Origin of the sequence: Bradyrhizobium hereditatis (assembly GCF_020329435.1) — a bacterium.
In the GTDB taxonomy this organism is placed as follows: domain Bacteria; phylum Pseudomonadota; class Alphaproteobacteria; order Rhizobiales; family Xanthobacteraceae; genus Bradyrhizobium; species Bradyrhizobium hereditatis.
Genome location: NZ_JAGKJK010000001.1, coordinates 299215 through 324397 on the forward strand (window position 1 = coordinate 299215; position 25183 = coordinate 324397).

Consider the following 25183-nt stretch of genomic DNA (forward strand, 5'->3'; position numbering starts at 1 on the left):
TCTATTGCTCCGCCGCCACGGTGTTGCGCAGGATGCCGATCTTGCCGGATTCGACCTCGACGACGTCGCCGACCTTGAGCCAGCGCGGCGGCGTGAACCGGGCCCCGGCGCCGGTCGGTGTGCCGGTTGCGATCATGTCGCCGGGCTTGAGCGTCGCAAAGGTGGAGAGATAGGCGATCAGGTAATCGAACGGAAACATCAGCCGTTCGGTGGAATCGCTCTGGCGCACCTCGCCATTGACGCGGGTGACGATGTCATGCGGGCCGCGCGGGTCGCATTCGTCCGAGGTGACGATCCACGGGCCGATGCTGCCGGAGCGGTCAAAATTCTTGCCCTGCGTGACGTTGAACTTGCCGTGGTGCAGCCAGTCTCGAACGCTGCCCTCGTTGCACAGCGTCATGCCGAAGATGTGCTCCCAGGCGCGCTCGCGGGGAATGTGCCGGCCTTCCTTGCCGATCACGATCACCAGTTCGCCCTCATAGTCGAGCTGTTCGGAAACCTTCGGCTTCTCAATTGGCTGGCCGGAGCCTACGACGGAGGAGGGATTGCGGACGAACAGGCTCGGATACTTCGGCAGGTCCGAATTGTCCTTGTACTCGGCATTACGGTCTTTGTAGTTGACGCCGATGCACCAGAGCTTTTCCGGATGAGGAATCGGCGGCAGCAACGTGATGTCTTCGATTGCATGGTCCGGCTTCTGCCCGGCAATCGCCTGACGCGCGATATCCAATCCGTTCCCGGCGATCAACGCCCGCAGGTCGGCGAACTTCGTTCGTTCGGTGAGGTCGACGATGCCGCCCGGGATGGTCGCGCCAAAGCGCGGTTTGCCGTTTGCAAGATAGCTCAGAAGATGCATGCGATCGGTCTCCGGATCAGCGCGGCGCGCGACGACGCGGCACACTTCAGGATTCAGTTTTGGAAGTCTGGAATACGGGTTTTAAGGTGACGATCTCGCCGAGCTTGGCGTAACGCGGACCGGCTATGCGGGCGATCGGGTCGAGCGCCTCGGTTTCGATCTTGCCGTTGTTCAAAAGCCCGTCCCTGATGTGGAAGACCAACACTTCGCCGACAATCAGCCGAGAGCGGGTCTCGCCGAATTCCAGGCATTGGCGGAAGCGGCATTCCATCGCAATCGGTGCGGCGGCCAGACGAGGCACCTTGATGCGCTCTCCCGGCAACGTCGACAGCCGCAATTCCTCGACCTCGCTGACATCGGGCGGATGCTCGGTCGAACTTTCGTGCACCGCATGCATCAGGCTCGAATCCGCGATGTGAACGACATACTCCTCGTTGTTGAGGATGTTCTGCGCAGTATCCTTGTAGATTCCGGCTTTGCGGCCGACGCTGATGGCCAGCATCGGCGGTTTCGGTGCAACGAAGGTGAAGGCGGAGAACGGCGCGAGATTGAGAATGCCGCTGGCCGACAGGCTGGTCACCCAGGCAATGGGGCGGGGCACCACGACGCCGGTGATCAGCCGATAGGCTGTTTCGGGGTCGAGATATGCAGGGTCGATCAGCATCGGGATGCGCTTCAGTCAGCCTTGATGTTCGCCTTGCGAACGACTGGAATCCACTTGGCGTCCTCGCGCTCCAGGTAGCTCGTGAACTCCGCCGGCGTCATCGATACGGCCTCGGCGCCGAGCGCATTGAACTTCTCGACGATCGCCGGATCTTTCAGGATTTTCGCCAGCGTATCGTGAAGCTTGGTCACGATCTCGGGCGGCGTGCGCGCGGGCGCGAACAGGCCCGTAAAAGTCTGGCCGTCAAATTCCTTGTAGCCGAGCTCGGTGAAGGTCGGGACATCAGGCAGCCAGGAGGCGCGGCGACTGCCGGTGACGGCGAGCGCGCGCAGCATGCCGCTCTTGATCGAGGGCAAGCCGACGGAGATCTGGTCGAGGGCGAACTGCACCTGTCCGCCGATCAGGTCGTTGAGCGCAGGTGCGTTGCCGCGGTAATGCACCGTCAGCCATTGCACGCCGAGCGTCGACTGCATCAATTCGCTGAGCAGGTGGTTGGTGGTGCCTTGGCCGGGCGAGGCCATCGTCAGCTTGCCGGGATCGCGGCGGGCGAGATCGAGGAACTCTTTGAGATCCCTGGCCTGTAACGATGGATGCACTTCGAGCACCAGCGGGGTCATCGTGAGCGAGGTGATCGGAACGAAATCCCGCCTCCAGTTGTAGGCATCGCGTTTGGCGATTTCGGGCGCGAACAGCACCGGCCCGTTGGCGCCGACGAACAAGGCGTAGCCGTCGGGCGGCATTTTCGCGAATGCCTCGCCGGCGATCAGACCACCGGCACCGGCCTTGTTTTCCACGATGAAGGGCTGGCCGAGCTTGGCCTGAAGCCGGTCAGCGATGACGCGCGCGGCGCTATCGACATTGCCGCCGGCGGGATATGGAACGATCAGGCGTACCTGCCGCGCCGGCCACTGCTGGGCATCAGCGGGCGTGCTCAATGCTACACCGAAAAGTGCCGATACAGCGACGCCAGCGATCGCGAAAAATTTCATCGCATTCTCCCGGAGAGCGGCACATCGGCCGCCGATTTTTGCTTTTGCGCGAGCCCCGTCCCAGCAGCCACGCGCATCTATTGTTTCGCATCGTGGATTTTGCGCTCGCCCCTTCCGCTGTCGACCAAATTGTGGTGTTTTTGTCCACATTGTGGACACCGGGCAAGACATATGACAAACGGTCGGTTGAGGGCGCACAGGCGCGAGCCGCTGCAGGGCGGGCAGGCGATCCGGAGGGCGCTGGCGGTATTGCGTACGCTCGCGGTTGGCGGCGAAAGAGGCGTGCCTCTGGCTGATATCGTGCAGGCGACGTCACTTACGCGCCCGACGGTGCATCGCATCGTGCATGTGCTGATCGAGGAGGGGATCGTCGAGCGCAGCGAACGGACCGGCAATTACATCGTTGGCCGCCAGGTGCCTGAGTTGGCGCTGGCGCGTCCGTCGCGTTCGCCGCTGATGATTGCGGCTGAACCTCATCTGGCTGCGGTGTCGGCGCAACTCGGAGACACCCTGTTTCTGACCGTACGCACCGGTCTTGATACACTCTGCGTGGCGCGTCGCATCGGCAGCTATCCGATCCAGGTTCTATCGATCGAGGTCGGTGTGCGCCGTCCACTGGGCGTCAGCAGCGCTGGCGTTGCGATCCTCGCCGCCATGCCTGCTGCCGAGGCGCGCAAGATCGTGCTCGCCAATGAAGCGCGATTTGGTCCCTATCGGACCGACGCGGCAACGGTGCTCGGCCAGATCCAGCTCGCGCGTCGGAGAGGCTACAATCTGCGCGACGTCGGGCTCGTGCAGGGCACGAAGTCGCTATCGGCCTGGATCAGGACGCCCGACGGCCAGCCAGCGGCTGCGATTACGCTGTCGGCTATCAGGAATAGAATGAACCCGCGTCGTGCGATCGAAGTGGCTGATGTTCTCATTGCCGCCGCGCGGGCGATCGAAGCGGCGACGCCGGCTTAGCTCGCCGCAGCGCTGGCGGGTTTTGCCGCCGCTGCCGGGAGGGCGCGGCGAAAGCGCAGCACGATCCGTGTGCCGTCATGGTTGGGATCGCGTTCGGCCGTGGCGTCGAGCTTGGCGGCCATTGCGCTGACGATGCGCTGTCCCATGCCGGTGGAGCGCGGGTCGGATTTGCCGTTGAGGCCGACGCCATTGTCCGCAATCGCGACCACGATGTCTTCGCCCTCGGCCTTGAGCTCGACGTGGATGGGACCGGCGCCGTCGGGATAGGCGTATTTGACGGCGTTCATCACCAGCTCGTTGACGATGATGCCGATTGCCACCGCGCGATCCGGATCGATCTCGATCGGCTCCGCGTCCAGCGTCAGCCGCGACATCTTGTTGCCTTCGGCCGAACGGCGCAGATCTTCGAGCAGGGCCTCGAGATATTGGTTCAGCAGCACGCTTTTGAGGTCGTGCGAAGTGTAGAGGCGGCGATGCACCTGCGCGACCGCGGCGACGCGGCCCATCGCATTGGTCAGCGCCGCCTTGACGTCGTCCTGGGTTGCCGAATTGGCCTGCAAATGCAGCAGCGAAGCGATGATCTGTAAGGAGTTGCCGACGCGGTGGTTGACCTCGCGCAGCAGCACTTCGCGTTCGGCGGCGAGCGCCGCATAGCGGTCGCGCGAGGCGTGGACCTCCGCTTCGGCCTCGTCACGGGCGCGCTGAAGCGCGGCCTGCCGCAGCGCGCCATCGATCGCGACCTGGAGCAGCGGAATGAAATCGCCCCTGACGTCCTTGACCAGGTAGTCGGCGGCGCCGGCCTTCAGCGCCGTGACGGCAATCGCCGAATCCTGCGCGGCGGTGACGAACACCACCGGCGGGGCGTCGGCGATCGCCATGATCTGCTCCAGCGTCTCGAGGCCGTCGAGCCCCGGCATGTACTGGTCGAGCGCGATCACGTCGATGCCGCCCTCTGCAAGCCGCGCCAGCCCTTCCTCGCCGCTCGCCGCATGCACGACCTTGAAGCCTGCCCGCGTCAGGCCGCGATCGACCAGCCGGGCGAGGCCCGCGTCGTCGTCGATGTACAACAGTGTCGGCGTCGCGGGTTTCATGTGGCGGCCGGTGGGACCTGAATGACCGAGAAAAACAGACCGAGCTGGCGAATGGCGTTAGCGAAACTTTCGTAGTTCACGGGCTTGGTAATGTAGACATTGCAACCGAGTTCGTAGCAGCGCTTGATCTCCTGCGAATCGTCGGTGGTGGTCAGGACCACGACCGGCGTGGTCTTGAGATACTTGTTTTCCTTGACCCGCTTTAGAATGTCGATGCCGGACGTATCGGGCAAGTTAAGATCGAGCAGGATCAGGAGCGCGCTGCCCTTATGATCCAGGCCTGTCCCGTCGTTGCCGAACAGGTAGCTCAGCGCGGCTGTACCGCTGGTGAACGGGATTATCTCATTGTTGACACCGGATCGGCGTATATTCCGCTCGATCAGGCGGGCATGACCGTCATCGTCCTCGATCATGATGATGGTGACTGGATTACTCATGTTCGCGTGTTCCGATTGGCAGACCAATTTATAGGCAGCGTGATTGTGAACGTGCTGCCCTGGTTAAGTTCCGACGCGACCGACATGGTTCCTCCCAAGCGTCGCACCAAGGCGCGGACGTGGGCAAGGCCGATGCCTTGTCCCGGCTTGTCCTGGGTTCCTGCACGGCGGAACAGTTCGAAAATGCGCTGATGGTCCTTTGGATCGATGCCGCGTCCATTGTCCGATATCTCGAAGATCGCAAAGCCGAGTTTGGTACGGCCGCGCACGGTGATTTCGCCTGGGACACCAGTCTTCAGGTACTTCAGCGCATTGTCGATCAGATTGGAGAATATCTGCTCTAGCGCAAGGCGATCGCTGACGATATTCGGCAGCGTGTCGATCCGGATCTCGGCCTGGGCTTCGGCGGCCTGATGCGCCACGGTCGTCACGATGGCTTCGATCAGCTCCTTGGTGTTGATCCAGACCGGCTCGAATTCGCGCCGCCCTTCGCGGGTGAGGTTGAGGATCGCCGATATCAACCGGTCCATCTTGCCGATCGACGATTTGATGAACCCGAGCGCCTCGGCGAAGTCCTCCGATAGCTGTTTGTCGGAGCCTTCGAGCTCGGGCTCTGCGGTATCGGTGGCGTTTTCCGGCGCGGCCGGCGCGGCGGACTGGGCGCGGGAGAGCGATGCGATCCGCTTGAAGATGTCACCGCGCAATTCCTCCAGCTCGCTGGTGAAGCCCATGATGTTCACCAGCGGCGAGCGCAGGTCATGGCTGACGATGTAGGCGAAGCGCTGGATCTCGTCATTGGCTTCGCGCAGGTCTGCGGTGCGCTCGTCGATGGTGGCCTCGAGAGTGAGATGACTGTCACGCAGCTTGGCGTCGGCCAGGTCGCGCGCGCGCGACGAACGCCGCACCAGGAAGATCGCGATGCCGGCCAGCACCACCACCAATCCCGAGCCGATGCCGGTGATGGACGCCGCCAGCGTCTGGCTGCGATCGGCGTTGGTCGTGCGCTCGACGAACAGACGGTCTTCCTCCGTCCGCATCCGCACCGCGAGATCGTCGATGTGTTTCATGGTGTCGCGCCCGATACCCTCGCGCACCAGCTTGGCGGCGTCGTTCAGGCGCTGCGACCGGGCCAGTTCGATGGTGGTGCGGAATTCCTCGAGCCGCTGTTCGTAGAGCGGCATCATCTCGTTGATGAGTTTGCGTTGAACCGGATTGTCGCTGATGAGATGGCTCAATCGCGTCAGCGCAGGCCCCAGCTCGGACGTGGCCTGCTCGAAATCACTCTGAAAATCCGGCCGCAATGTCGCGAGATAACCACGCTGCGCGCTTTCAGCACGCCGCAACTGGAGCTGGATGAGCGATATCTGGTTTTCAACTTCGAGCGTGCGGAGGACCGAGCGCGCGTCCTCGCGCGCCTTGTTCACGAGATGGACCGAACCGGCGCTGATGGCGGTCAGCACCAGCAGTCCGGCCACGAGCAGTAGAATATGGCCCACGGCGCGCTTGCGCTGGGCATCAGCGGTCACGGTAATCTCGTCTCATGAGCAAGCGGAACAAGCGCCCTCGCACCCCCAATACGTCCTAACGTGCGATGGAACCCCGGGTTCCATCACCCCCTGAATATTTCGGGAGGCCGTCCGCTCAGGTTTTGACTTCTCAGGTCTTGGCGTCGACCGGCTGGCCCGAGAGGTACTGCTCCAGCCAGTGGATGTGATAATCGCCGTTGATGATATCGGTCTCCCGGACCAACGCCCGGAACAGTGGCAGGGTGGTCTCGATGCCGTCGACCACCATCTCGTCCAGCGCGCGGCGCAGCCGCATCAGGCATTCGGCGCGGGTCTTGCCGTGCACGATCAGCTTGCCGACCAGTGAGTCGTAATAAGGCGGAATGACATAGCCCTGATAGACCGCGGAATCGATCCGTACGCCAAGCCCGCCGGGTGGGTGGAATTGCGTGATCTTGCCCGGCGAGGGACGGAAGGTCTGCGGGTTTTCCGCATTGACGCGGCATTCGATGGCATGTCCGATGATGGCGATCTCGTCCTGCTTCGCGGGCAGGTCGCCGCCGGCGGCAATGCGGATCTGCTCCAGTACGAGGTCGATGTCGGTGATGCTCTCGGTGACGGGATGTTCGACCTGGATGCGCGTGTTCATCTCGATGAAATAGAACTCGCCATCCTCGTAGAGGAATTCGATGGTGCCGACGCCGAGATACTTCATGTCCCGCATCGCCTTGGCGCAGGTCTCGCCGATCTTGGCGCGGGCAGCGGCGGCGAGCACGGGCGAGGGGCCTTCTTCCCAGACCTTCTGGTGGCGGCGCTGCAGCGAGCAGTCGCGCTCGCCGAGGTGGATCGCGCCGCCGCGGCCATCACCGAGAATCTGAATCTCGATGTGGCGCGGCTTCTGCAGGTATTTTTCGAGATAGACGGAAGCGTCGCCGAACGCCGACTTCGCTTCATTCGATGCGGTCGACAGCGCCAGCTTCAAGTCATCGGCGGTGTGTGCGACCTTCATGCCGCGTCCGCCGCCGCCGGCGGCGGCCTTGACCAGTACGGGAAAGCCGATTGCCTTGGCGATCGCCATGGCGTCGTCATCGGAAGAGACCGCGCCTTCGGAGCCGGGCACGACGGGAATGCCGAGCCGCTTGGCGGTCTTCTTGGCTTCGATTTTGTCGCCCATCAGGCGGATGTGCTCGGCTTTCGGACCGATGAAATGCAGATTGTGGTCGGCGAGGATTTCCGCGAAGCGGGCGTTCTCCGAGAGAAAGCCGTAGCCGGGATGCACGGCGTCCGCGCCGGTGATCTCGCAGGCCGCGAGTAGCGCGGGGACGTTGAGATAGGAGTCCTTGGACGGTGGCGGCCCGATGCAGACGCTCTCGTCGGCGAGCCGCACATGCATGGCGTCGGCATCGGCGGTGGAATGAACCGCGACGGTGTTGATGCCGAGCTCCTTGCACGCGCGCAGTACGCGGAGTGCGATCTCGCCGCGATTGGCTATGAGGATTTTATCGAACATGCGGCCTCAGGGGGCGAGTAGCGAATGGCGAATAGCGAACGGGGGACCAATCCCTATTCGCTATTCGCCACTCACCATTCGCTCATTCAATTATCACCAACGGCTCGCCGAATTCGACCGGCTGGCCGTCCTCGACGAGTATTTGCGTCACCGTGCCCGCGCGCGGCGAGGGGATCTGGTTCATCGTCTTCATCGCTTCGATGATCAGCAAGGTCTGGCCGGCCGATACCTTGGCGCCGACCTCGATGAACGGCTTGGCGCCGGGTTCGGGCGCCCAATAGGCGGTGCCGACCATCGGGGAGGGCACCACGCCCGGATGCTTGGCGAGATCAGCCACTGCCGCCGGTGCGGCAGAGGCGGCCGGCGCCGCGACGGCTGCCGCCTGGAAGCTCGCGGGCATCGCCGCCGCCACGCTGATGTTGCGCGCAACCCGCAGCCGCAGGCCGGCGCGCTCGATCTCGATTTCGGTCAGGCTGGTCTCATCCAATAGGAGCGCAAGTTCGCGAATGAGCGCGCTGTCGTCGCTCTTCAGATTAGCGGCTGTCTTGTCCGCTGACTTATTGTTGTCGGGCTGGCGGGCCATGGTCTTGATCCGGAATTCTCGATGTGGGTGACGGCTGTCGTTCGACGTCAGGTGTTGAGGTCGAGTGTTTGAATTCAGTCCTTCGCCTTGATGCCGAGCTTGGCGGCAAGGCCGTTGATGGCAAGGCGGTAGCCATCGATGCCGAAGCCGCAGAGCGATGCGAAGGCGGCCATCGCCGTGAAGGAATGGTGACGGAAGCTCTCGCGGGCATGGATGTTGCTGATATGCACTTCGACCGTCGGAATCTTCACCGCGACCAGCGCGTCGTGCAGCGCGATCGAGGTATGTGAATAGCCGCCGGCGTTGATGATGATGCCGGCTGCCTTCTTGGCGTGCGCCTCATGGATGAAATCGATCAGCTCGCCTTCGCGGTTGGATTGGCGGCAGTCGGCCTTCAGGCCGAACTGCGCCGCCGTTTCCACGCACAGTTTTTCGACATCGGCGAGCGTTGCATGGCCGTAGGTCTCGGGCTCTCGGATCCCCAGCATGTTGAGGTTAGGGCCGTTGAGCACATAGATCGTCGCAGCAGAGCCTGTGGTATTTCCTTGGGCCATCCGGATTCCAGCAAGAGGGCGGGCGGGTCGCGGCGTTATAGGTAACAACGCGGCCAAGGGGAAGCCTTTAGGCCGCTCCAAGCCCTTTCAAGGGCCTCATCCTGTTCATAAAAAGGCGGATAGAACCCGCTGATTTTACTAATTCACCAAGGTCGCCGAAAGCTCTCGGGCCGTCGCCTGGCCGATTATCCAACGGCCATTGGTCCCAGACCGGCTACGCAGGTCGAAAGCGACCACGCAATGCTGCTCATGGTCGTGCGGTCCTATCACGCATCAATCAGGTTCGCCAATCCAAGCGGCCGCTACCGGTCATGCCTTGATCAGCGAAAAGGGCGGGCATTTCTGCCCGCCCTTCTGCTTGCGAAAGGCCGTCGTTAGGCTTCCAGAATCGCCACGATCTCGTAGGTGTTCGGATCAACGATGACGATCTGCTCCCTGACGAGGATGTACTTATACCTGCGCCATTCCGGATAGATCGTCACAACGCGCTCCGGCAGCGTGTGGAAGGTCACGTCGCGCGGTACCTTGGTGCCGACCGAAACCGAAAAGTTCACATTCGTCACTGGCTGAACGCGTGTCTCCTTGATCGCGGTCGTGATCTGGGTGCGCTGCTCGGTCGAGAGCTTGGCGGCTGCGCCAGCCTGACCTGTGGTCGTCTGGCCCGCGGCTCCGCCCTGAGTCTGGGTCTGCATGCGGTCCTGCTGACCCTGAGCCTTCTGGTCACGGCCGGGCTGATCGCGGCCCTGGGTCGTGGTCTGGTCACGCTGGGTCTGGTCACGCTGCGTCTGGTCACGCTGGGGCTGGTCACGCTGCGTTGTGCTCTGATCACGTTGCATCGTGCCCTGGCCGGTGGTCTGGCCCTTATCGGACTTCTGTTCGGCCTTCATGCCGCCGCGGTCTTCCTTACCCTCGGCCTTCATGTCCTTGCCGCCCTTCATGCGGTCTTCGGAGCGCTGGCTCTTTTCAGTGCCCATCGACTTCTGGTCGGATTCGGCACCCTTCATGCCAGTCGTGCCGCTATCGCGCTGCCCGCTATCACGCTGCATTGCGCCGCCGCCGCCGCGCTCCGAGGGCGCACTCTGCTGCGCCGTGGAACCGGCTGACCCCGGATCACGCCCCGTGCCGGTGCCCTGCGCATTCGCAAAGCCGGTTCCGGCGATCAAGGCCGCTGCAGCGGCCGTAATCAAAAAGCGATTACTCATCGAATGTCTCCTCACGTCTCTGCATTGCCCGCGCGAACAACGAAAGGAATTACGCGATGTTCCGGTTTATCCCGGGTTCCGACGAGTTTGTTTTCTGAATGCAGAATGAACGTCGGCCTGACCGATGACAGGGTTTGCTACGTGTTCGCTCGGCTCGAACCGCGGGTGATTTCTCAGCCGCTGGCCCAGTCAAATTCCATCGTCGCGAGATCGAGCTGACCGTTGCCGCCACCGAAATCGAAGCCGCAAATGTTCTTCGCCAAACAAAAAATCCGGCTGCGCCGCAGCCGGATTTTGTTTTGCCACGCGAATGGGGCCGGTTCGTCTCAGCAGGTCGCCTTGCCGCAGCGGGCATTGTTGATCTTTTCGCGAAGTGCTTCGACGCCGACCGCACCAATCACGACCTGCTTGCCGATCACATAGCTCGGCGTGCCGTTCATGCCCATCGCTTCGGCGAGCTTGAAATTCTCCTCGAGCGTGTTGCGCACTTCGGCACTCGAGAGATCCTTCTCCAACTTCGCCATGTCGAGCCCGGCTTCCTTGGCAGCCGCCATCGCGCGCGCCTTGTCAGCGGCGCCGCGGCCGGTGAGCAGCTTCTGGTGGAAGTCGAGATACTTTTTGCCGGTCGGATCCTGCATGCGCACGGCGACGCCGACCTGGGCGGCTTCGACCGAGCCCGCGCTCAAGACCGGAAATTCCTTGAGCACGACCTTGAGCTTCGGATCGCTCTTCATCAGCTCCATCATGTCCACCATCGCGCGCTTGCAGTAGCCGCAATTGTAATCGAAGAACTCGACGAAGGTGACGTCGCCGTCCTTGTTGCCGAGCGTGACGTTGCGCGGCGAATTGAAGATCGCTTCTGCGTTGGCGGCGACGCCGGCTTCGTGCTTGGCGGCTTCCGCAGCGGCCTGGCGCTTGCTCAGCTCGGCCATCGCTTCTTCGAGCACTTCGGGATGCGCGATCAGGTAATTGCGGACGATGGCCTCGATGTCGCCGCGCTGCTTGTCATTAAAGCTCTGCGCGGGAGCGGCCTGCGGCGCGCCGCACAGCGCCAGAGCGAACAATGCGGGGGCGAGAAGACGGAACGAGGGCATCAGTAAATCCTTATGCGGCGGGTTCCCGGGCATTCCTGCTGAAGGCCGGCTCCTGGAGAATATCTGTTCGGTGTAGCCAAGTGCTGGGGCGCCAAGCGCTGGTACTCTAAGCCTTTTGGCGCCCCGGTCCGATTATAGCCGAACGCGGGTTAATTCTAGTTGCTCTTCTGACCCGGCAGCGGCTTGGCGCTCACAATGTCGTCAGCTTTGACCCATCCCGGCGTCCCGATCGCGAAGCGCGTTTTCGCACGCGAAGCGAGATCGCGCGCGGTCTTGCTGTCGCCGCGTAGGTAGGCAGCCTGGGCCGACGCCAGGTCGGCCTGCGCGTAATCGCCCTTGCGTCCATAGGCTATCGCGAGCTGGGTGTAGCCGATCGGCGCTTCGCTCTCGCGGGCGACCGCTGCGCGTAGGATCGCGATGGCCTCGTCGGTGTAGGCGTTGTTGCCGGTTGCCACGAGGGCCTGCCCGAGCATCATCTCGATCAGCGGCGAGTTGTTGGAAAGCGCTACTGCCTTGCGCAGCGGCGCAATCGCCTCCTGCGGCTTGCCACCCTCAAGCAGCGCCTGGCCGCGCACCTCGTGGAAATAGGGATTGTTGGGCTGCTGCTGGATCAAGGCGTCGATCTGGGCAAGCGCGCTGCGCAGATCGCCGTGCCGATAGGTCGCGATCGCATGGGCATAGCGCGAAGGCAGGCTGTTGTTGGACATCGGATAGCGCCGGTACACGGTATCCTGCCGCTCCATGAACGCCGAGATCTTGGCGCGCACCATGTCATGGCGCAGCTGCAGGGCAGGGTCGTCCTTCTTGTCCCAATAGGGGCTCGAGCGCGCGAGCTCTTCCAGCGCCGCGACGCGCTGAGACGGCATCGGGTGCGACTGAACGTAGGGGTCCGTGCCGCGCGCGGCGAACAGGCTCTCATCAGTGAAGCGCTTGAAGGTCTCGTACATGCCCTTGGCGGACTGGCCGGTAGCGGTCAGAAATTTCACGCCGGCCTTGTCGGCGTTTTCCTCCTGCTGGCGAACGTAGGAGAGCAGGTTGCGGCGGATCACTTCTCCCTGCGCGGAGAACATCGCCGCGCCGGCATTGGTCAACCCGCTGCTGGCGCCGCCGGCCTGCGAGCCCGCAACCATCGCGCCGGCGCCGAGCAGCATCGCGATGATCATCTGCGTCTGGGCCTGCGCCATCTGCTCGCGCATCTTGGCGAGGTGGCCGCCGGCGAGGTGGCCGGTTTCATGCGCCATCACGCCGATGATCTGGTTCGGCGTCTCCGACTGCAGGATCGCGCCGTAGTTCACGAAGATGCGCCGGCCGTCGGCAACGAAGGCGTTAAAGACGCCTTGGTTGATGATCACCATCTGGATGTTCTGTTTTTCCAGACCGGCCGCGCGCAGGATTGGCCGCGTATACTCGCGCAGCAGTTGCTCCGTCTCGGCGTCGCGGAGTACTGGCGGACCCCTGTTCTCCTGCGCCGCGGCCGCAATCGGCGTGACGGCAAGCACGAGGGCCGTGGTTAGCGCGGTCAGCTTCAGTGATTTCTTGCGGAAGATGATACGGAGCATGAGCGGTTTTTGGCGATTTGGCGGCGCCTCCGGCCCTGCCCGGAAGCTGTTCGGTCTCTGATTTAGATCAGAAACGGGTCCCAGTCTGTTGTTTCAACGTCTTTTCTTCACCCGAGCCGGTATCACTTCGCTCGAAAACGCTATAACAAGCCACGGAATACGGCCAGTCTGGGGCGGTAACCGGAACCTGGATTCGGGTGGCGCCCGTGCAATTAGCAGATATCGATGTTGGAATCGACACTTAGAGATCGCGCCAATGCGCTGCTGACCCCCTCGGCACGCAGCGATGTTCCGCCCTTCATGGTGATGGATGTGATGGCGGCTGCCGCTCGTATCGAGGCGGCCGGGGGGCATGTGATTCACATGGAAGTGGGACAGCCGGCAGCGCCTGCACCAAGCTGCGCGATCGCGGCCGCGCACAGAGCGCTCGATGAGGCGCGGATCGACTACACCTCCGCGCTCGGCATGCCTTCGCTGCGGGCTCGGATCGCCAGGCACTACCGCGATACTTACGGCTGTACGGTCGATGCCGACCGTATCGTGATCACGACCGGCTCGTCCGGCGGATTCATTCTGGCTTTTCTGTCGATGTTCGAGCCGGGTGATCGGGTCGCGGTCACGGTGCCGGGATATCCACCGTACCGGCATATCCTGACCGCGCTCGGCTGCGAGCCGGTGCTGATCGAGACATCGAGCACGACGCGTCATGCGCTGACCGGGGAGGCCCTGCTGGCGGCGCATCGCAAGGCGCCGCTGAAGGGCGTGCTGGTCGGCAGCCCCGCCAATCCCACGGGAACGATGATGTCGCGCGAGGCGCTCACCGGCCTGCTCAATGCGGCGGACGCCGCGGACATTCGCTTCATCTCCGACGAGATCTATCACGGCCTCGACTACGCGTTTCCGGCGGTGACGGCGGCGGAGCTTTCGCCGCATGCGCTCGTGATCAACTCGTTCTCGAAATATTTCTGCATGACCGGCTGGCGGGTCGGTTGGATGGTGGTGCCGGAGCCCTTGGTACGGCCGATCGAGCGGTTGCAGCAGAACCTGTCGATCTCAGTGCCGACGCTGTCGCAGATCGCCGCCGAAGCGGCCTTCGAGGGCCGCGAGGAGATGGAGGCGATCAAGCGGGGCTATCAGGAGAACCGCCGCGTCCTGATCGAAGGGCTGCCGAAGGCCGGCCTCACCAAGTTCCTCCCCGCAGATGGCGCCTTCTACCTCTATGCCGATGTTTCGGATTTCACATCCGACAGCTTTGAATTTGCCGGGCGCATGTTGGAGAGGGCGCATGTGGCGGCGACGCCGGGCGTCGATTTTGATCCGATCCACGGCCGCAGCTTTGTCCGTTTCTCCTACGCGCGCTCGGCCGACGAGATGCGTGAAGCGGTGACGCGCATCGCGCGTTGGCTCGGCTAGTGCTGGACCGGAGCTACGTGGGATTGACGCGAATTTGACGTCGGCCGCAAGCTCGTCGTGTCGAGTTGTCACGAGATCGACCGCATTGCTTAGCGCCACCTGGGGTTAGGCTGCGATCCGCGTGATCTCGGTGCAAAGGAAAAGTCCGCAATTCTTGGAACAACGCGTTCCTCGGTAAATTGTTTTGATTGCGTGGGACACCGCGAATGGTCCCTCCACAACCCTGGAGGACAGCCGTGAGCGATCACTCGAAAGGAATCCATTTCGCGTCGCAATTTTATTGGAAAGACACTTGGCTGTGCCGCGACCATAGGGCGCCGGCAAAGACGAAGGACAGACTGATCGGCCTGAAGGCAGCGCTGCACTCAAGTATCTTAAATTCGTGCGCCTGACTCGGCTTCGATGGGAGGCTCGCAATGAAAATCCCTTCTTCCCGCCTCGTGACCCTCACAGTAGTTCTCGTTGCGATTGGCTTCGCGCTTGCACCAGCCTGGGCTCAGCGTAAAAGCGCGCCCGCCGCTCAGTCCACGGCAGAAAAGCCGACGGACCCGGCGCTGCTGCCCGATCAGGAACTTGGACGACGGTTCACGGTCAAGGCGGAGGACCTGCCGCCCCCGAAGACCGGCCCGATCGTCAGCAGCCGCTCCCTGGTGATTCCCCATGAGGGGCAAACTCCCCGCGTCCCTGAAGGCTTCACCACGACCGCCTTCATGACCGGCCTTGAGCATCCGAGGCGTCTACTTGTGCTGCCGAACGGCGACGTGCTCGTGGCCGAACAGAAGGCGGGCTATCTCACATTGCTGCGCGATGAGGACGGGGACGGCAAGGCCGACTGGATTCAGCGCCACGCGGAGGGATTAAACCAACCTTACGGACTCGCTTGGCGGGACGATCACGTCCTGGTCGCCGATCAGGACGGGATCTGGAAGGTACCGCACCGGCTTGGCGCATTGCGTGCGGGCCGCGGTGGTGAGCAGACGAAGGCTGCTGATGTGCCGCCGGATCAGCGAAAACCCTCGCCCGCCGTGGTTGGCGAGGAAATGATCACCAAAAAGGGCGTGTTCGGTATCGTTCAAGGCCATACGAACCGACACCTCGCGATCGACCCGAAGACTGGCGGACTGTTCGTCGGCGTGGGCTCGTCCGGAAACATCGGTGTTGAACCGGCGGTCAAGGCGACGATCCAGCGCTTCGATCCCAATGGCGAGAACCAAGCCACGTTCGCTTCGGGACTGCGCAATCCGACGGCGCTCGCCTTCGAACCTGGAACGGGCGATCTGTATGCGGTGGTTCAGGAGCGCGACGGTCTCGGCGACCGGCTTCCGCCCGATTATCTGACGCGTGTCGAGAAGGGCGCCTTCTACGGCTGGCCTTACGCATATATCGGTCAGCACCCGCAGCCGGGTTTCGCCAAGTTGAAACCAGACAAGGTCAAGGCTTCAGTCAAGCCCGACCTGCTGTTCGAAGCGCATTCCTCGGCGATGGATCTGGTGTTTTATGATGGCGAACAGTTTCCGCCCGAATTCCGCGGCGGCGCCTTTGTTGCGCTCAAAGGGTCATGGAATCGATCCGAGCCGACCGGTTACAAGGTCGTGTTCGTGCCGTTCAAGGATGGCCGTCCGCAAGGGTGGTACCAGAATTTCGCCGTCGGCTTCTGGGTCTCCGGCATGCATCGGGCGGAGATCTGGGGCCGACCTGCTGGGCTTGCGATTGCCAAGGACGGTTCGTTGCTCGTTGCCGACGATACCGGCGGCACGATCTGGCGCATCGCTTACACAGGGTCTCAGAGCCGGACGGGCAAAACCAATGGCAATACTGAGGCGCCACGGTAGCTTTAAATACGGTAGCTTAAATCCCGTCCGAACAGCCTGCGCAGCGGAAGCCGGCACGATCACAACCTGGATTGCGTGCGATGTCGCGGCGCCGGCCGCAACCGCAGCGACGGATGAAGGATGATACAGCAGCGATGTGCCTATCGCAGTTGCACATCATAGCGCGGCCGAGAGGCGCGCCCTCAGGTGCGCAATTGCGCACCTGAGGCTTCTAAGCGAAAACTTGAGTCCCTGCTCCGTGCGCAACGCGCGCACTCGGCAGGGATGACCATTTCCGTCTCGGCGGCCGCTCCGAACACGTGCGGCAGAGTGCGTATCGCAGTCAGGTGCTCTTGAGTTCTCCGTTCATTCCGTTCGGGTAGAAGCCGCCCTTGCTGACGCCGTTCTTTTCCGTGAGGTAGACGATATGCAGAACCTCTTGCGGCGTACGGGTGAAGGCAATCGCGTCGGGGGTTGAAGGTACGAAGTTGGCTTTGCCGTCGACCCTGATGCCCTCGTCTTCCTTTTCGGGGGTGCCGTCAATTTTGTCCCGCGCATCCGAAATGGCGTTGGCGGCGTCCCACGCCTTTTCGCCCATCATGTAGAGCTGAGAGCGCGCCATCCCCATGTGGTAAGCCTCAACGGCAAGGATTCCGGCGGCCGCCTGTACGAATTCCTTTTTCTTTAGCAGCGGCGCCGCGCCCGCATATGCGGTCACGCCGACGTCCTCGAACAGCATGCCGCCGAGCAGGACAGACATGTCATCGGCAAACGGATCGAAATCGGCGGGCAGTCCGGCAGCCTGGGCGGCCGCCTTGAAGCCCGCGTCGAAGTCGATCGCCGGCCGCGAAATGGCGTTTCTGCCGAGCGTCTTGCGATAGAAGCGCACGTGCGCCAGTTCGTTTTCCGCCGTTTCCTCGATGAACTCGCGGATTGCCTTCTCCTTGAACTGAGCCTCGTGTCCCCCCACCACGCGACCCGCGTCCATCCCGGCATCGGTGTCGCTGATGCCCTTGCCAGTCGTGGCGCGCAGATAGAACTCGGCTTCCATGTATTCGAGGTTCAGAGCGAAGGTGAAGATGTCCTCGTCGTTGATCGCGGCACCTTTTGGGCCAATTCCAACGCCGGTCGTCTCTCGCTTTTGCTGGGCATAGGCGCGCGGAATGAGTAATCCGGCGAGGCCAGCGACTGATAGGCCGGCGATGGACCGGCGTGAAATACGTGGCGACTCCATGGCGTAACCTCCTCTGTTTCTGATTGAGGGCCGCGCCACTGTTCACCGCTAAGGACGCTATGGGCGCGACCTCGGCACCAGTGCGATAGTGCTTGACGCGCACAACGTGAGACCATGAGGCACGTTCCAAGCCGTCTCACATCAAAATTGCACGACCTCGTGACGCTTCCTGATAGCGGTCATTTCGCCTTTAGGGATTAGCCATAGCCGACACTGCGTATCTCTGCGGGCACAACTGATCGCAAGTCGACTTGGATATGCCTGGAGCGTGCCGTGCGCTAACTAGGCAGCCGGAAGATCTGCCCGATCTCGGCGCAGAACATCATTGCTTTTCGAGTTACCGAAAGTGGCGGCGATAGATCTGAAGCTTGGCTCTCACGAGCACCGCGAGTGCCGACGCATCAGCCCTATCCGCCCCACGAACTGCGGCTGGTCGTCGATTTTTTCTTCTTCTTCTTATTCTGTGCCGAAAAATCGCTGATAACGCCCTTTCCGCTCAGGTCCGTGCTTATGACCTGCGTTGTGCTCGGCCCGGCGAACGGTCCCTCGGTGGCGACTGCGGGGGCCGCAAGACCGACACAGCCGGCAGCAGCAAGGATCAATGTCAGCTTTCTCATCTGCTTCTCCATTTGCAGTGATACTCACCCCGAAAGCGAACGCCCGAATGTTGCCCACGTTCCTGCGGGTCAACGTGAATAGGCGGGACCGAGATGGCATGTGGAGCACCGCCTCAATGCCGATTGAGTAAGCCGCGAATGCGAAGCAATTGCACATTGCGGCGGCTTATCAAATACGGAGCGCGAGAACGGATGGCCCGGCAGCCACGCGCGATAGTCGAGCACCGCGAAGAGACGCTTTCCCTCGTCGCCTCGTAATGACGTCACCATGAACGTGGTGGGTCGTCCGGAGAGCGCGTACCAGGCCCAAGCGACGCGCGGACTTGCGAGTGGACACACCAGAATTCGAGCCGTTCCATAGGGGGACAAAGAGGTCGTGCCGTTAATCGTCGCCGCGCACTCGCAAGGAGCACGCGCGGCCCAACCGGGACGGATCGTGCCAGGCAGCACCGGCCGGCAGACCGGAGGACGGTCACGATAATGCGTGATTGTGTAACCCTGTGGATCCAGAAGCAGCGAGTCCTGGGCCGTGATCCCGGCTTCCGGTCCCCCAAACGTGCGCGTGCGTTGTGCCGGCACGGTCCAGTCATACAGCACTTCTGCGGGGTACGGAGCTTCGTCGGAATCGAACGGCGTCATCAGGCCCGTGATCGCGAGCCTCTCGGGCCACTCGGTAAGAGGGTCCGCAGGACAATCTGCCTGCAGTTCGGGCATGATCTGGTTGATCTCGCTCTCCGCACGCGGGCCGGACTCCGATAGGTTGCCGATCAGGCCATGCAGCGTGCGCACCGAATTGCCGGTCATTCTCGGTTTGGCCTGTCTGCAGGTGGCGTCGATCCCGGCTAGATCGGTCTCGTCGAGCGCATTAAATCGAACCTGATAGCTGAGCGCATATCCGCTGAATGGTGGAAGGTGATCGCTTGCAAACGGAAAGACGAGACGAAACGGCGTTTGATCCGACGTCTTGAACCAGAGCCAATAGGTTGCAGGCTCTGGAGCGATCGCTGTTTTCCACCACTCAACCGGCGTGTCACCGATCGGTGCTGAGCCCGTGCATTGCGACTGCGGCGCAAGCCAGTCTGTCGGAAGCGGCCGCCAGCCGGTATCGCCTAAAGCGCGGCACTCCTTGACGGTGGAGCCTTCCGACTTGAGGACATACGTCCGGTTGCCGGCAACGAACAAGTCCAGCGACCCGCCTTTGACACCATGAAGCTTTACGCGCATCGCGGAAACACCGGCGTCGGCAACGATTTCGGCCAGCACGAGCTGCGCCTTCGTGAAGGGCGCCATCAGATAAGTACCGCGCCATTTCTTGGGCAGGCGCGGATGTGATGCCGAGCCGCAAGGGGCAAGCTGCGGCAGATCGAGTAGCGCGCGCGGTTCTTGCGCCATCGCAGGAGAGAGCAGGAGGAGGGCGATCGGTATCGTCATCAACACGCGCGGCAGCATGGCGACCTCGCGGTAACCGGCTCCGCAGCTAACGTATGCCGCGATGTTTTGCTCCACGGTATTGCCCGCGTCGTGGTGTCATGGTGGGAAGGCTAGCGAGCTAAAGAAGCCAAATTGCACGCCAATCTGAACAAGCAGGTCGATCCGTCCGACGTCGAGACGGCGCTCACCACGGGCTGAAGGCTGCCGGAGTTCGTTCAATAAAAAACCGCCCGGTTTTGCCGGGCGGTTTCTCTTTTGGTTCGATTCTTTTACTCGCCGCTGCCGAAGCGGCGCGACCACCAGCCTGCCTTCCGTGGCGCGGCTTCGGTTGATGCCGCCGGCGCCGGTTCGGCTGCAGCGGGCGCGGGAGGTGCGACCGGCTCCGGCGCACTCTGGACCACGCCGGGTGCCCGTTCGGCTGGCGCGCTGGTCAGGAAGCTGACCTTCTCGCGCACGGTCGAACGTCGCCGCGCGGCGGCGCGCTCAGTTTCTTGCACGGTTTCTTCAGCCGCGGGGGCGGGCGCGCTCGCGACGGGCTCCGGCTGAGGCTCGGGCGCAGGCTGTGTCTCCGCCGGCTGCGCGGCCGGTTCGGGCTGAACGGGCGCTTGCACCAGCGATGGCGCGGGCTCAGTCGAGCCGCCGTCGAAATCGGCAACCGCGCTTGTCGCTTCCGGGGCCGAGGTCGGCCCAAGCTCGTCCGCGATCGATCCGGCAAGCCCGTCTTCCAATCCGCCACCACGCCGGCGGCGTCCGCCACGGCGGCCGCGACGGCGCGGGCGTCGCTCGCCACCGGCCGGCTGATCGCCGCGGACCACGCCGGGCTGTTCGTCGCCTTCGTCCTCGTCGGCTTCGCCGTCTTCGGCGGTCGCGCCTTCGACAGGCTCGCCTGCGGCGCGCATCGCGTCACCGTCCTCGCGCGGGGCCCCGCCTTCGCGCTGCTCGCCACGGCCGCGCCGGCGCCGCCGGCGTCTGCGGCGATGACCATCTCCTTCGCCTTCGCCAACTGCCGCTTCGGCGGCATCGTCGGTCAGGCCCTCCGTCTCCTCGGTTTCGATCTCGGATTCGGTTTCGAAGTCGTAGACTTCGTCATCGTCATAGGCTTCCTCGATCTGCGGCGGGAAGGCGGCAGCCTGCGCCGCCAGCAACGCCTTGGCGGCTTCCAGCGTGTGTACCTGCTCACCGCGATCGATGACGTAGGACTGCTGGCCGCTGACAGTAGCGTCGGCGACAATGGCCAGCGAAACCTTGAACGCGTTTTCGAGATCGCGCAGATGGCCGCGCTTGTGGTTCAGCACATAGAGCGCAACATCAGTACGGGTGCGCACCACCAGATTATGGGTGGCGCCCTTCATCAGGATCTCCTCGATGCCGCGCAGCAATTGCAGCGCGACCGAGGAAACCGAGCGCACATGGCCGCTGCCGCCGCATTGCGGGCAGGGCTCGGTCGAGCTCTCCAGCACGCTGGCGCGGATGCGCTGGCGCGACATTTCCAAAAGGCCGAAATGCGAGATCCGCCCGACCTGGATGCGCGCACGATCCTGCCGCAGGCAGTCGGAGAGCTTGCGCTCGACCGCGCGGTTGTTGCGCTTCTCGTCCATGTCGATGAAGTCGATGACGATGAGGCCTGCAAGGTCGCGCAGCCTCAATTGCCGGGCGACTTCCTCGGCCGCTTCCATGTTGGTCTTGAGCGCAGTGTCCTCGATGTGGTGTTCGCGGGTCGAGCGGCCGGAGTTGACGTCGATCGAGACCAGCGCCTCGGTCTGGTTGATGACGATATAGCCGCCGGAACGGAGCTGCACCGTCGGCGAGAACATCGCGTCGAGCTGGCTTTCGACGCCCATCCGCGAGAACAGCGGCTGGCCGTCGCGATACTGCTTCACCACCCGCACGTTGGAGGGCATCAGCATCTTCATGAAATCGCGGGCTTCCTGATAGCCAGCCTCGCCGGCGACCATGATTTCGTCGATTTCCTTGTTGTAGAGGTCGCGCAGCGAGCGCTTGATCAGCGAGCCTTCCTCATAGACGAGGGTGGGGGCCTGCGAGCGCAGCGTCATGTCGCGCACGGTTTCCCACATGCGGATCAGATATTCGAAGTCGCGCTTGATCTCCTGCTTTGTGCGTGACGCGCCGGCGGTGCGCAGAATGATCCCCATGCCCTCGGGTACGTCGAGGTCCTGCACCACTTCCTTCAGCCGCGAGCGGTCCTGGGCCGAGGTGATCTTGCGGCTGATGCCGCCGCCACGGGCGGTGTTGGGCATCAGCACGGCATAGCGGCCAGCCAGCGACAGATAGGTCGTCAGCGCCGCGCCCTTGTTGCCGCGCTCTTCCTTGACGACCTGAACCAGCATCACCTGGCGTCGCTTGATGACCTCTTGAATCTTGTACTGACGGCGAGGGCGGAACGGGCGCTCCGGAACTTCCTCCAGAACGTCATCGCCGCCGACGGATTCGACGACATCCTCTTCGGCGTCCTCCGCATCCTCCTCGTCGTCATGGGCCTCGTCGCCTTCCGGAGCGAGAGCGAACTCGTCCGGCGCCGCCGCGGCATATCCTTCGCCGGCGTGCTCGACATGCGGTGGCTCTTCGGCCTCGGCCACGGCTTCGCGCGGCTGCTCCTGACCATGATGCTCATCATGCGCCTGCTCAGCCGGCGCGTGCTCGACGGGAGCATCGGCGACGGCGTGTTCGGTGGGCGCTACCGAGGGCGCGCCGGACTCGGGTGCTGCTTCGGCAACTGGCGCTTCGCTTGCGGTTTCGGTCCGCTCGTCGGGGCGGGTCGATTCATCCTCATGGTGATCGCGCGGATGATCGGGATCATGACCACGCGCTTCCTGGTCGGGCGCTTCCTGCTCGTGGTAGGCTGCATCCTCGTGATGCCCGGCATCGTGCGCCTGCGCCTCGTCGGCATAGACGTCGTCGTGCTCATGCGCCTCGCCCTCATAGGGCTGGGCCGCCTGCGCGGGATCTTCGCCGGCGCTCTCAATGACATTGCTCTGGACGCGGTCGCCATGGCCGCGGCGGCGGGCATTGCGGTGTCGCGAGCGGCGGCGGTGGCTGGAGCGAAGTTCGCTCTCTTCCTCGGCCTCGCGGTGGGCGCGCTCGTCGGCCTCGATCAGCGCCTGACGGTCGGCGACCGGGATCTGATAGTAGTCCGGATGAATTTCGCTGAAGGCCAGGAAGCCATGGCGGTTGCCGCCATACTCGATGAACGCCGCCTGCAGCGAGGGTTCTACGCGCGTGACTTTGGCGAGATAGATATTGCCGCGCAGTTGTTTGCGCTGAGCGGTCTCGAAATCAAATTCTTCGACGCGGTTGCCGCGGACCACAACGACCCGGGTCTCTTCCGGGTGGGTCGCGTCGATCAACATCTTGTTGGGCATTTTGGAACTCTTGACGGCGGCGGGCGCGGTGCATGGCGCGCGCAAATTGCGCGGCCCGGTGACGCGACGGTCCACCTGATTCGGGGGTGAGGGGAAGGCCAAAACGCACTTCTTGGCGCCGCGCCGAACGGGGGCCCACCAGAACAATACGACGTGCGAAGCTTTCGCCTCGCGTCGGCGCGGTCGTTCCGTGGATCTTGGTCGGCAACACAGTCTGGCGCATCAAGCGTCGGCCCGTCTGAACATGTTGGCGGAAAATGATACCGCCGTATCTTTCGCTGAAAGCCCCGGTTCGGCGCCTAGACGCCCGCCGGCCATCGCATATCGGACCGTTTTGAGGTCCGGATAATCAGTTTTGCCGTGTTCTCAAACCGTCCCTGGAAAATTACCTGGGATCGGACGCCGCTCGGGCTCGAAACCGCCGCTCCATGTCAGCCGCGCGCGGCGCTGGCTGGGGAGGGATCGGGAAAGACGCAGGTTCCTCCGACTTCGGAGGTTCCGGCGCTGCACCGGGAGGCTGAACGCGACACAACCGGGAGTATTAGCCGTCAGCACCCCGTACATACGTGGATTGGCGCCTGCGTGCAAGGGAAGCGCTAGGGAACCCTCCGGGCAGCGTCGCACTGCGGCAACACTAGCTTCTTTTCACCAAGCGTGCCTTAAGATCTGATTAACCCTATCGTCCTAATGCGGTAAGGGAAGGCTCCTCCGGAGGCACCGAATCGTTGTCGAGCCGCGCAAATCACCTTGTTTTGCTGGGATGTAGCGCATTGTGCGTTGCAGCATTGCTGTGCGGCCCGATGGTCGGGCCCAGCGTGGGCCAGGGACTGGCCCCTCAGCCCACGGCGCAAGGGCCGGCTTCCGCTACCGCCGTCCCCAATCCGGCAGCGGTGCCGAACTTCCCGGTCGCATCTGACGCCCGCCTGGCGGGTGACGCCAGGCAGACCCGTTTCATCCTCGACCTCGACAAGCCGGTCCAGTTTCGCGCCTTCGCGCTGGCGGACCCCTATCGAGTCGTGGTCGACCTTCCCCAGGTCAATTTCCAGCTTCCGGCTGGGATCGGCGCCGCAGGGCGGGGACTGGTCAAGGCGTTCCGCTATGGCCTCGTCATGCCGGGTGGGTCGCGGATCGTGTTCGACCTGTCCGGGCCTGCCAAGATCGCCAAATCCTACGTGCTGGAGGCGGCCAACGGCCAGCCGCCGCGGCTGGTGCTCGAACTCGAGCGCGCCGACCGCACCGCCTTTGTCCAGTCGCTGGCGCCAGAAAGCCGCCCCGAACTTCGGCCCGGGATCGCCGAGGCGAACGCTGCGGCAAGTCAGCCGGAAGCGCCAGCCGCAGCCGCTGCACCGCAGGCGTCTGACAAGCGCCCGGTGATCGTGATCGACCCAGGTCATGGCGGCGCGGACAATGGCACGCAGGCCGGCGGCGCCGATGTCATGGAAAAGAATTTGGTGCTGACTTTCGGCCTGGCGCTACGCGACCGGATCGAGAAATCCGGCAAGTATCGCGTGGTCATGACCCGGACGGATGACACCTTTGTTGCGCTTGCCGACCGCGTGAAGGTCGCTCGCAACGAAGGGGCGGCGCTGTTCGTCTCAATCCATGCGGACGCTTTGCCGCGCGGCGAAGGCGACGCCCAGGGCGCCACCATCTATACGTTGTCCGACAAGGCCTCCGACTCCGAGGCCGAACGGCTGGCGGATGTCGAAAACAAATCCGATGCAATTGGCGGGGTCAATCTCACTGACGAGCCGACCGAGGTCGCCGACATCCTGATCGATCTCGTTCAGCGCGAGACCAAGACTTTTTCAAACCGTTTCGCGCGCATCCTGATGAATGAGATGAAGAGTACGGTACGGATGCACAAGCATCCGCTGAAATCGGCCGGTTTCCGGGTCTTGAAGGCCCCGGACGTGCCCTCCGTGCTGGTCGAACTCGGCTACGTCTCGAACAAGGGCGACCTTGAGCATCTGGTGTCGGAAAATTGGCGGAACAAAACCGTCGGCTCAATGGCGCAGGCAATTGATACGTTTCTGGCCAAACGGCTGGCAACTGCCGGACCAGGCAAGTGAATTAGCGGTGCGCCTTGCCTCTAAGGTGGCCTGAAAAGGGTCCCGTCCGGTGGCACAAGCCCTAGTTTGGCCACAGCGGCAACGGTATAGAAATCGACTGTTGGTTTTCGGAATCGGTATTTGTCCGCCGGACCTTTTATTGTTCGACCGCGTAGCGGCAAGCCGTTTGGCTGGATTGCCGTGTTAGGTTAGTCGCTGATATCGGCGCACAGGGTTGG

20 protein-coding genes are annotated in these 25183 nt (G+C 63.0%); 4 read left to right on the forward strand and 16 right to left on the reverse strand.

From position 1 onward, the window contains the following. Window position 1: 1 nt before the first annotated feature. The 3 genes from J6524_RS01600 to J6524_RS01610 are packed head-to-tail and all read right to left on the reverse strand — an operon-like array spanning window position 2 to window position 2509. Entirely contained in the window at window positions 2-856 is an 855-nt protein-coding gene (locus J6524_RS01600) for a fumarylacetoacetate hydrolase family protein (protein WP_225668494.1), read from the reverse strand. 46 nt (window positions 857-902) lie between these two features. Then, complete coding sequence (locus tag J6524_RS01605) at window positions 903-1520, reverse strand: flavin reductase family protein (RefSeq protein WP_225668495.1); 618 nt, start codon at window positions 1518-1520, stop codon at window positions 903-905. Window positions 1521-1531: 11 nt separating this feature from the next. Beyond that, on the reverse strand, window positions 1532-2509 hold the full coding sequence (locus tag J6524_RS01610) for a Bug family tripartite tricarboxylate transporter substrate binding protein (protein WP_225668497.1): 978 nt from the start codon (window positions 2507-2509) through the stop codon (window positions 1532-1534). A 171-nt stretch (window positions 2510-2680) separates the two neighbouring features. Between J6524_RS01610 and J6524_RS01615 the strand changes: the two genes are divergently transcribed. Continuing rightward, a complete protein-coding gene (locus J6524_RS01615) occupies window positions 2681-3472 on the forward strand; it encodes an IclR family transcriptional regulator (RefSeq protein WP_225668498.1) in 792 nt (263 codons plus the stop codon). On the opposite strand, the gene J6524_RS01620 is transcribed toward J6524_RS01615, so the two are convergent. From J6524_RS01620 to J6524_RS01665, 9 genes are all read right to left on the reverse strand, one after another. Continuing rightward, window positions 3469-4563 (reverse strand): sensor histidine kinase, encoded by a 1095-nt coding sequence (locus tag J6524_RS01620; protein ID WP_225668499.1) that lies wholly within the window; start codon window positions 4561-4563, stop codon window positions 3469-3471. The genes J6524_RS01615 and J6524_RS01620 overlap by 4 nt on opposite strands. Continuing rightward, on the reverse strand, window positions 4560-5000 hold the full coding sequence (locus J6524_RS01625) for a response regulator (protein WP_225668500.1): 441 nt from the start codon (window positions 4998-5000) through the stop codon (window positions 4560-4562). Before J6524_RS01625 ends, J6524_RS01620 begins: the two co-directional genes overlap by 4 nt. Further along, window positions 4997-6526 carry a sensor histidine kinase gene (locus tag J6524_RS01630; RefSeq protein WP_225668501.1) on the reverse strand — a complete coding sequence of 510 codons (1530 nt, stop codon included), beginning with the start codon at window positions 6524-6526 and terminating at the stop codon, window positions 4997-4999. The genes J6524_RS01625 and J6524_RS01630 overlap by 4 nt, the downstream gene beginning before the upstream one ends. 130 nt (window positions 6527-6656) lie before the next feature. Further along, the gene (accC, locus tag J6524_RS01635) at window positions 6657-8015 is read right to left on the reverse strand and encodes an acetyl-CoA carboxylase biotin carboxylase subunit (RefSeq protein WP_225668502.1); all 1359 of its coding nucleotides are present in this window, start codon (window positions 8013-8015) and stop codon (window positions 6657-6659) included. A gap of 82 nt (window positions 8016-8097) precedes the next feature. Next, complete coding sequence (accB, locus tag J6524_RS01640; protein ID WP_225668503.1) at window positions 8098-8598, reverse strand: acetyl-CoA carboxylase biotin carboxyl carrier protein; 501 nt, start codon at window positions 8596-8598, stop codon at window positions 8098-8100. A gap of 74 nt (window positions 8599-8672) precedes the next feature. Beyond that, window positions 8673-9152, reverse strand: a complete 480-nt coding sequence (gene aroQ, locus J6524_RS01645; RefSeq protein WP_225668504.1) for a type II 3-dehydroquinate dehydratase — start codon at window positions 9150-9152, stop codon at window positions 8673-8675. 374 nt (window positions 9153-9526) lie between these two features. Continuing rightward, window positions 9527-10354: a DUF1236 domain-containing protein gene (locus tag J6524_RS37040; RefSeq protein WP_249789248.1), complete on the reverse strand. Its 828-nt coding sequence runs from the start codon at window positions 10352-10354 to the stop codon at window positions 9527-9529. Window positions 10355-10680: 326 nt separating this feature from the next. Next, on the reverse strand, window positions 10681-11448 hold the full coding sequence (locus J6524_RS01660; protein WP_225668506.1) for a DsbA family protein: 768 nt from the start codon (window positions 11446-11448) through the stop codon (window positions 10681-10683). Window positions 11449-11603: 155 nt separating this feature from the next. Continuing rightward, on the reverse strand, window positions 11604-13007 hold the full coding sequence (locus J6524_RS01665; protein ID WP_225668507.1) for a M48 family metalloprotease: 1404 nt from the start codon (window positions 13005-13007) through the stop codon (window positions 11604-11606). 225 nt (window positions 13008-13232) lie between these two features. Between J6524_RS01665 and J6524_RS01670 the strand changes: the two genes are divergently transcribed. Together J6524_RS01670 and J6524_RS01675 are read left to right on the forward strand one after the other, a co-directional pair. Beyond that, entirely contained in the window at window positions 13233-14420 is a 1188-nt protein-coding gene (locus J6524_RS01670) for a pyridoxal phosphate-dependent aminotransferase (RefSeq protein ID WP_225668508.1), read from the forward strand. 416 nt (window positions 14421-14836) lie between these two features. After that, a complete protein-coding gene (locus J6524_RS01675; protein WP_225668509.1) occupies window positions 14837-16252 on the forward strand; it encodes a PQQ-dependent sugar dehydrogenase in 1416 nt (471 codons plus the stop codon). A 322-nt stretch (window positions 16253-16574) separates the two neighbouring features. Here the strand turns inward: J6524_RS01675 and J6524_RS01680 are convergent, their stop codons facing one another. From J6524_RS01680 to J6524_RS01695, 4 genes are all read right to left on the reverse strand, one after another. After that, on the reverse strand, window positions 16575-17465 hold the full coding sequence (locus J6524_RS01680; RefSeq protein WP_283843211.1) for a ferritin-like domain-containing protein: 891 nt from the start codon (window positions 17463-17465) through the stop codon (window positions 16575-16577). Window positions 17466-17872: 407 nt separating this feature from the next. Next, the gene (locus J6524_RS01685) at window positions 17873-18082 is read right to left on the reverse strand and encodes a hypothetical protein (RefSeq protein ID WP_225668510.1); all 210 of its coding nucleotides are present in this window, start codon (window positions 18080-18082) and stop codon (window positions 17873-17875) included. A gap of 69 nt (window positions 18083-18151) precedes the next feature. Beyond that, window positions 18152-19531: a hypothetical protein gene (locus J6524_RS01690; RefSeq protein ID WP_225668511.1), complete on the reverse strand. Its 1380-nt coding sequence runs from the start codon at window positions 19529-19531 to the stop codon at window positions 18152-18154. A gap of 251 nt (window positions 19532-19782) precedes the next feature. Continuing rightward, entirely contained in the window at window positions 19783-22893 is a 3111-nt protein-coding gene (locus J6524_RS01695; RefSeq protein WP_225668512.1) for an Rne/Rng family ribonuclease, read from the reverse strand. A gap of 725 nt (window positions 22894-23618) precedes the next feature. Between J6524_RS01695 and J6524_RS01700 the strand changes: the two genes are divergently transcribed. Then, the gene (locus J6524_RS01700) at window positions 23619-24965 is read left to right on the forward strand and encodes an N-acetylmuramoyl-L-alanine amidase (RefSeq protein WP_225668513.1); all 1347 of its coding nucleotides are present in this window, start codon (window positions 23619-23621) and stop codon (window positions 24963-24965) included. Window positions 24966-25183 lie beyond the last annotated feature (218 nt).

Bases quoted from the DNA above. Each gene is read 5' to 3' on its own strand.
- J6524_RS01600 (WP_225668494.1), bottom strand. From the start codon at position 856: ATGCATCTTCTGAGCTATCTTGCAAACGGCAAACCGCGCTTTGGCGCG.
- J6524_RS01605 (WP_225668495.1), bottom strand. From the start codon at position 1,520: ATGCTGATCGACCCTGCATATCTCGACCCCGAAACAGCCTATCGGCTG.
- J6524_RS01610 (WP_225668497.1), bottom strand. From the start codon at position 2,509: ATGAAATTTTTCGCGATCGCTGGCGTCGCTGTATCGGCACTTTTCGGT.
- J6524_RS01615 (WP_225668498.1), top strand. From the start codon at position 2,681: ATGACAAACGGTCGGTTGAGGGCGCACAGGCGCGAGCCGCTGCAGGGC.
- J6524_RS01620 (WP_225668499.1), bottom strand. From the start codon at position 4,563: ATGAAACCCGCGACGCCGACACTGTTGTACATCGACGACGACGCGGGC.
- J6524_RS01625 (WP_225668500.1), bottom strand. From the start codon at position 5,000: ATGAGTAATCCAGTCACCATCATCATGATCGAGGACGATGACGGTCAT.
- accC (WP_225668502.1), bottom strand. From the start codon at position 8,015: ATGTTCGATAAAATCCTCATAGCCAATCGCGGCGAGATCGCACTCCGC.
- accB (WP_225668503.1), bottom strand. From the start codon at position 8,598: ATGGCCCGCCAGCCCGACAACAATAAGTCAGCGGACAAGACAGCCGCT.
- aroQ (WP_225668504.1), bottom strand. From the start codon at position 9,152: ATGGCCCAAGGAAATACCACAGGCTCTGCTGCGACGATCTATGTGCTC.
- J6524_RS37040 (WP_249789248.1), bottom strand. From the start codon at position 10,354: ATGAGTAATCGCTTTTTGATTACGGCCGCTGCAGCGGCCTTGATCGCC.
- J6524_RS01660 (WP_225668506.1), bottom strand. From the start codon at position 11,448: ATGCCCTCGTTCCGTCTTCTCGCCCCCGCATTGTTCGCTCTGGCGCTG.
- J6524_RS01665 (WP_225668507.1), bottom strand. From the start codon at position 13,007: ATGCTCCGTATCATCTTCCGCAAGAAATCACTGAAGCTGACCGCGCTA.
- J6524_RS01670 (WP_225668508.1), top strand. From the start codon at position 13,233: ATGTTGGAATCGACACTTAGAGATCGCGCCAATGCGCTGCTGACCCCC.
- J6524_RS01675 (WP_225668509.1), top strand. From the start codon at position 14,837: ATGAAAATCCCTTCTTCCCGCCTCGTGACCCTCACAGTAGTTCTCGTT.
- J6524_RS01680 (WP_283843211.1), bottom strand. From the start codon at position 17,465: ATGGAGTCGCCACGTATTTCACGCCGGTCCATCGCCGGCCTATCAGTC.
- J6524_RS01685 (WP_225668510.1), bottom strand. From the start codon at position 18,082: ATGAGAAAGCTGACATTGATCCTTGCTGCTGCCGGCTGTGTCGGTCTT.
- J6524_RS01690 (WP_225668511.1), bottom strand. From the start codon at position 19,531: ATGCTGCCGCGCGTGTTGATGACGATACCGATCGCCCTCCTCCTGCTC.
- J6524_RS01695 (WP_225668512.1), bottom strand. From the start codon at position 22,893: ATGCCCAACAAGATGTTGATCGACGCGACCCACCCGGAAGAGACCCGG.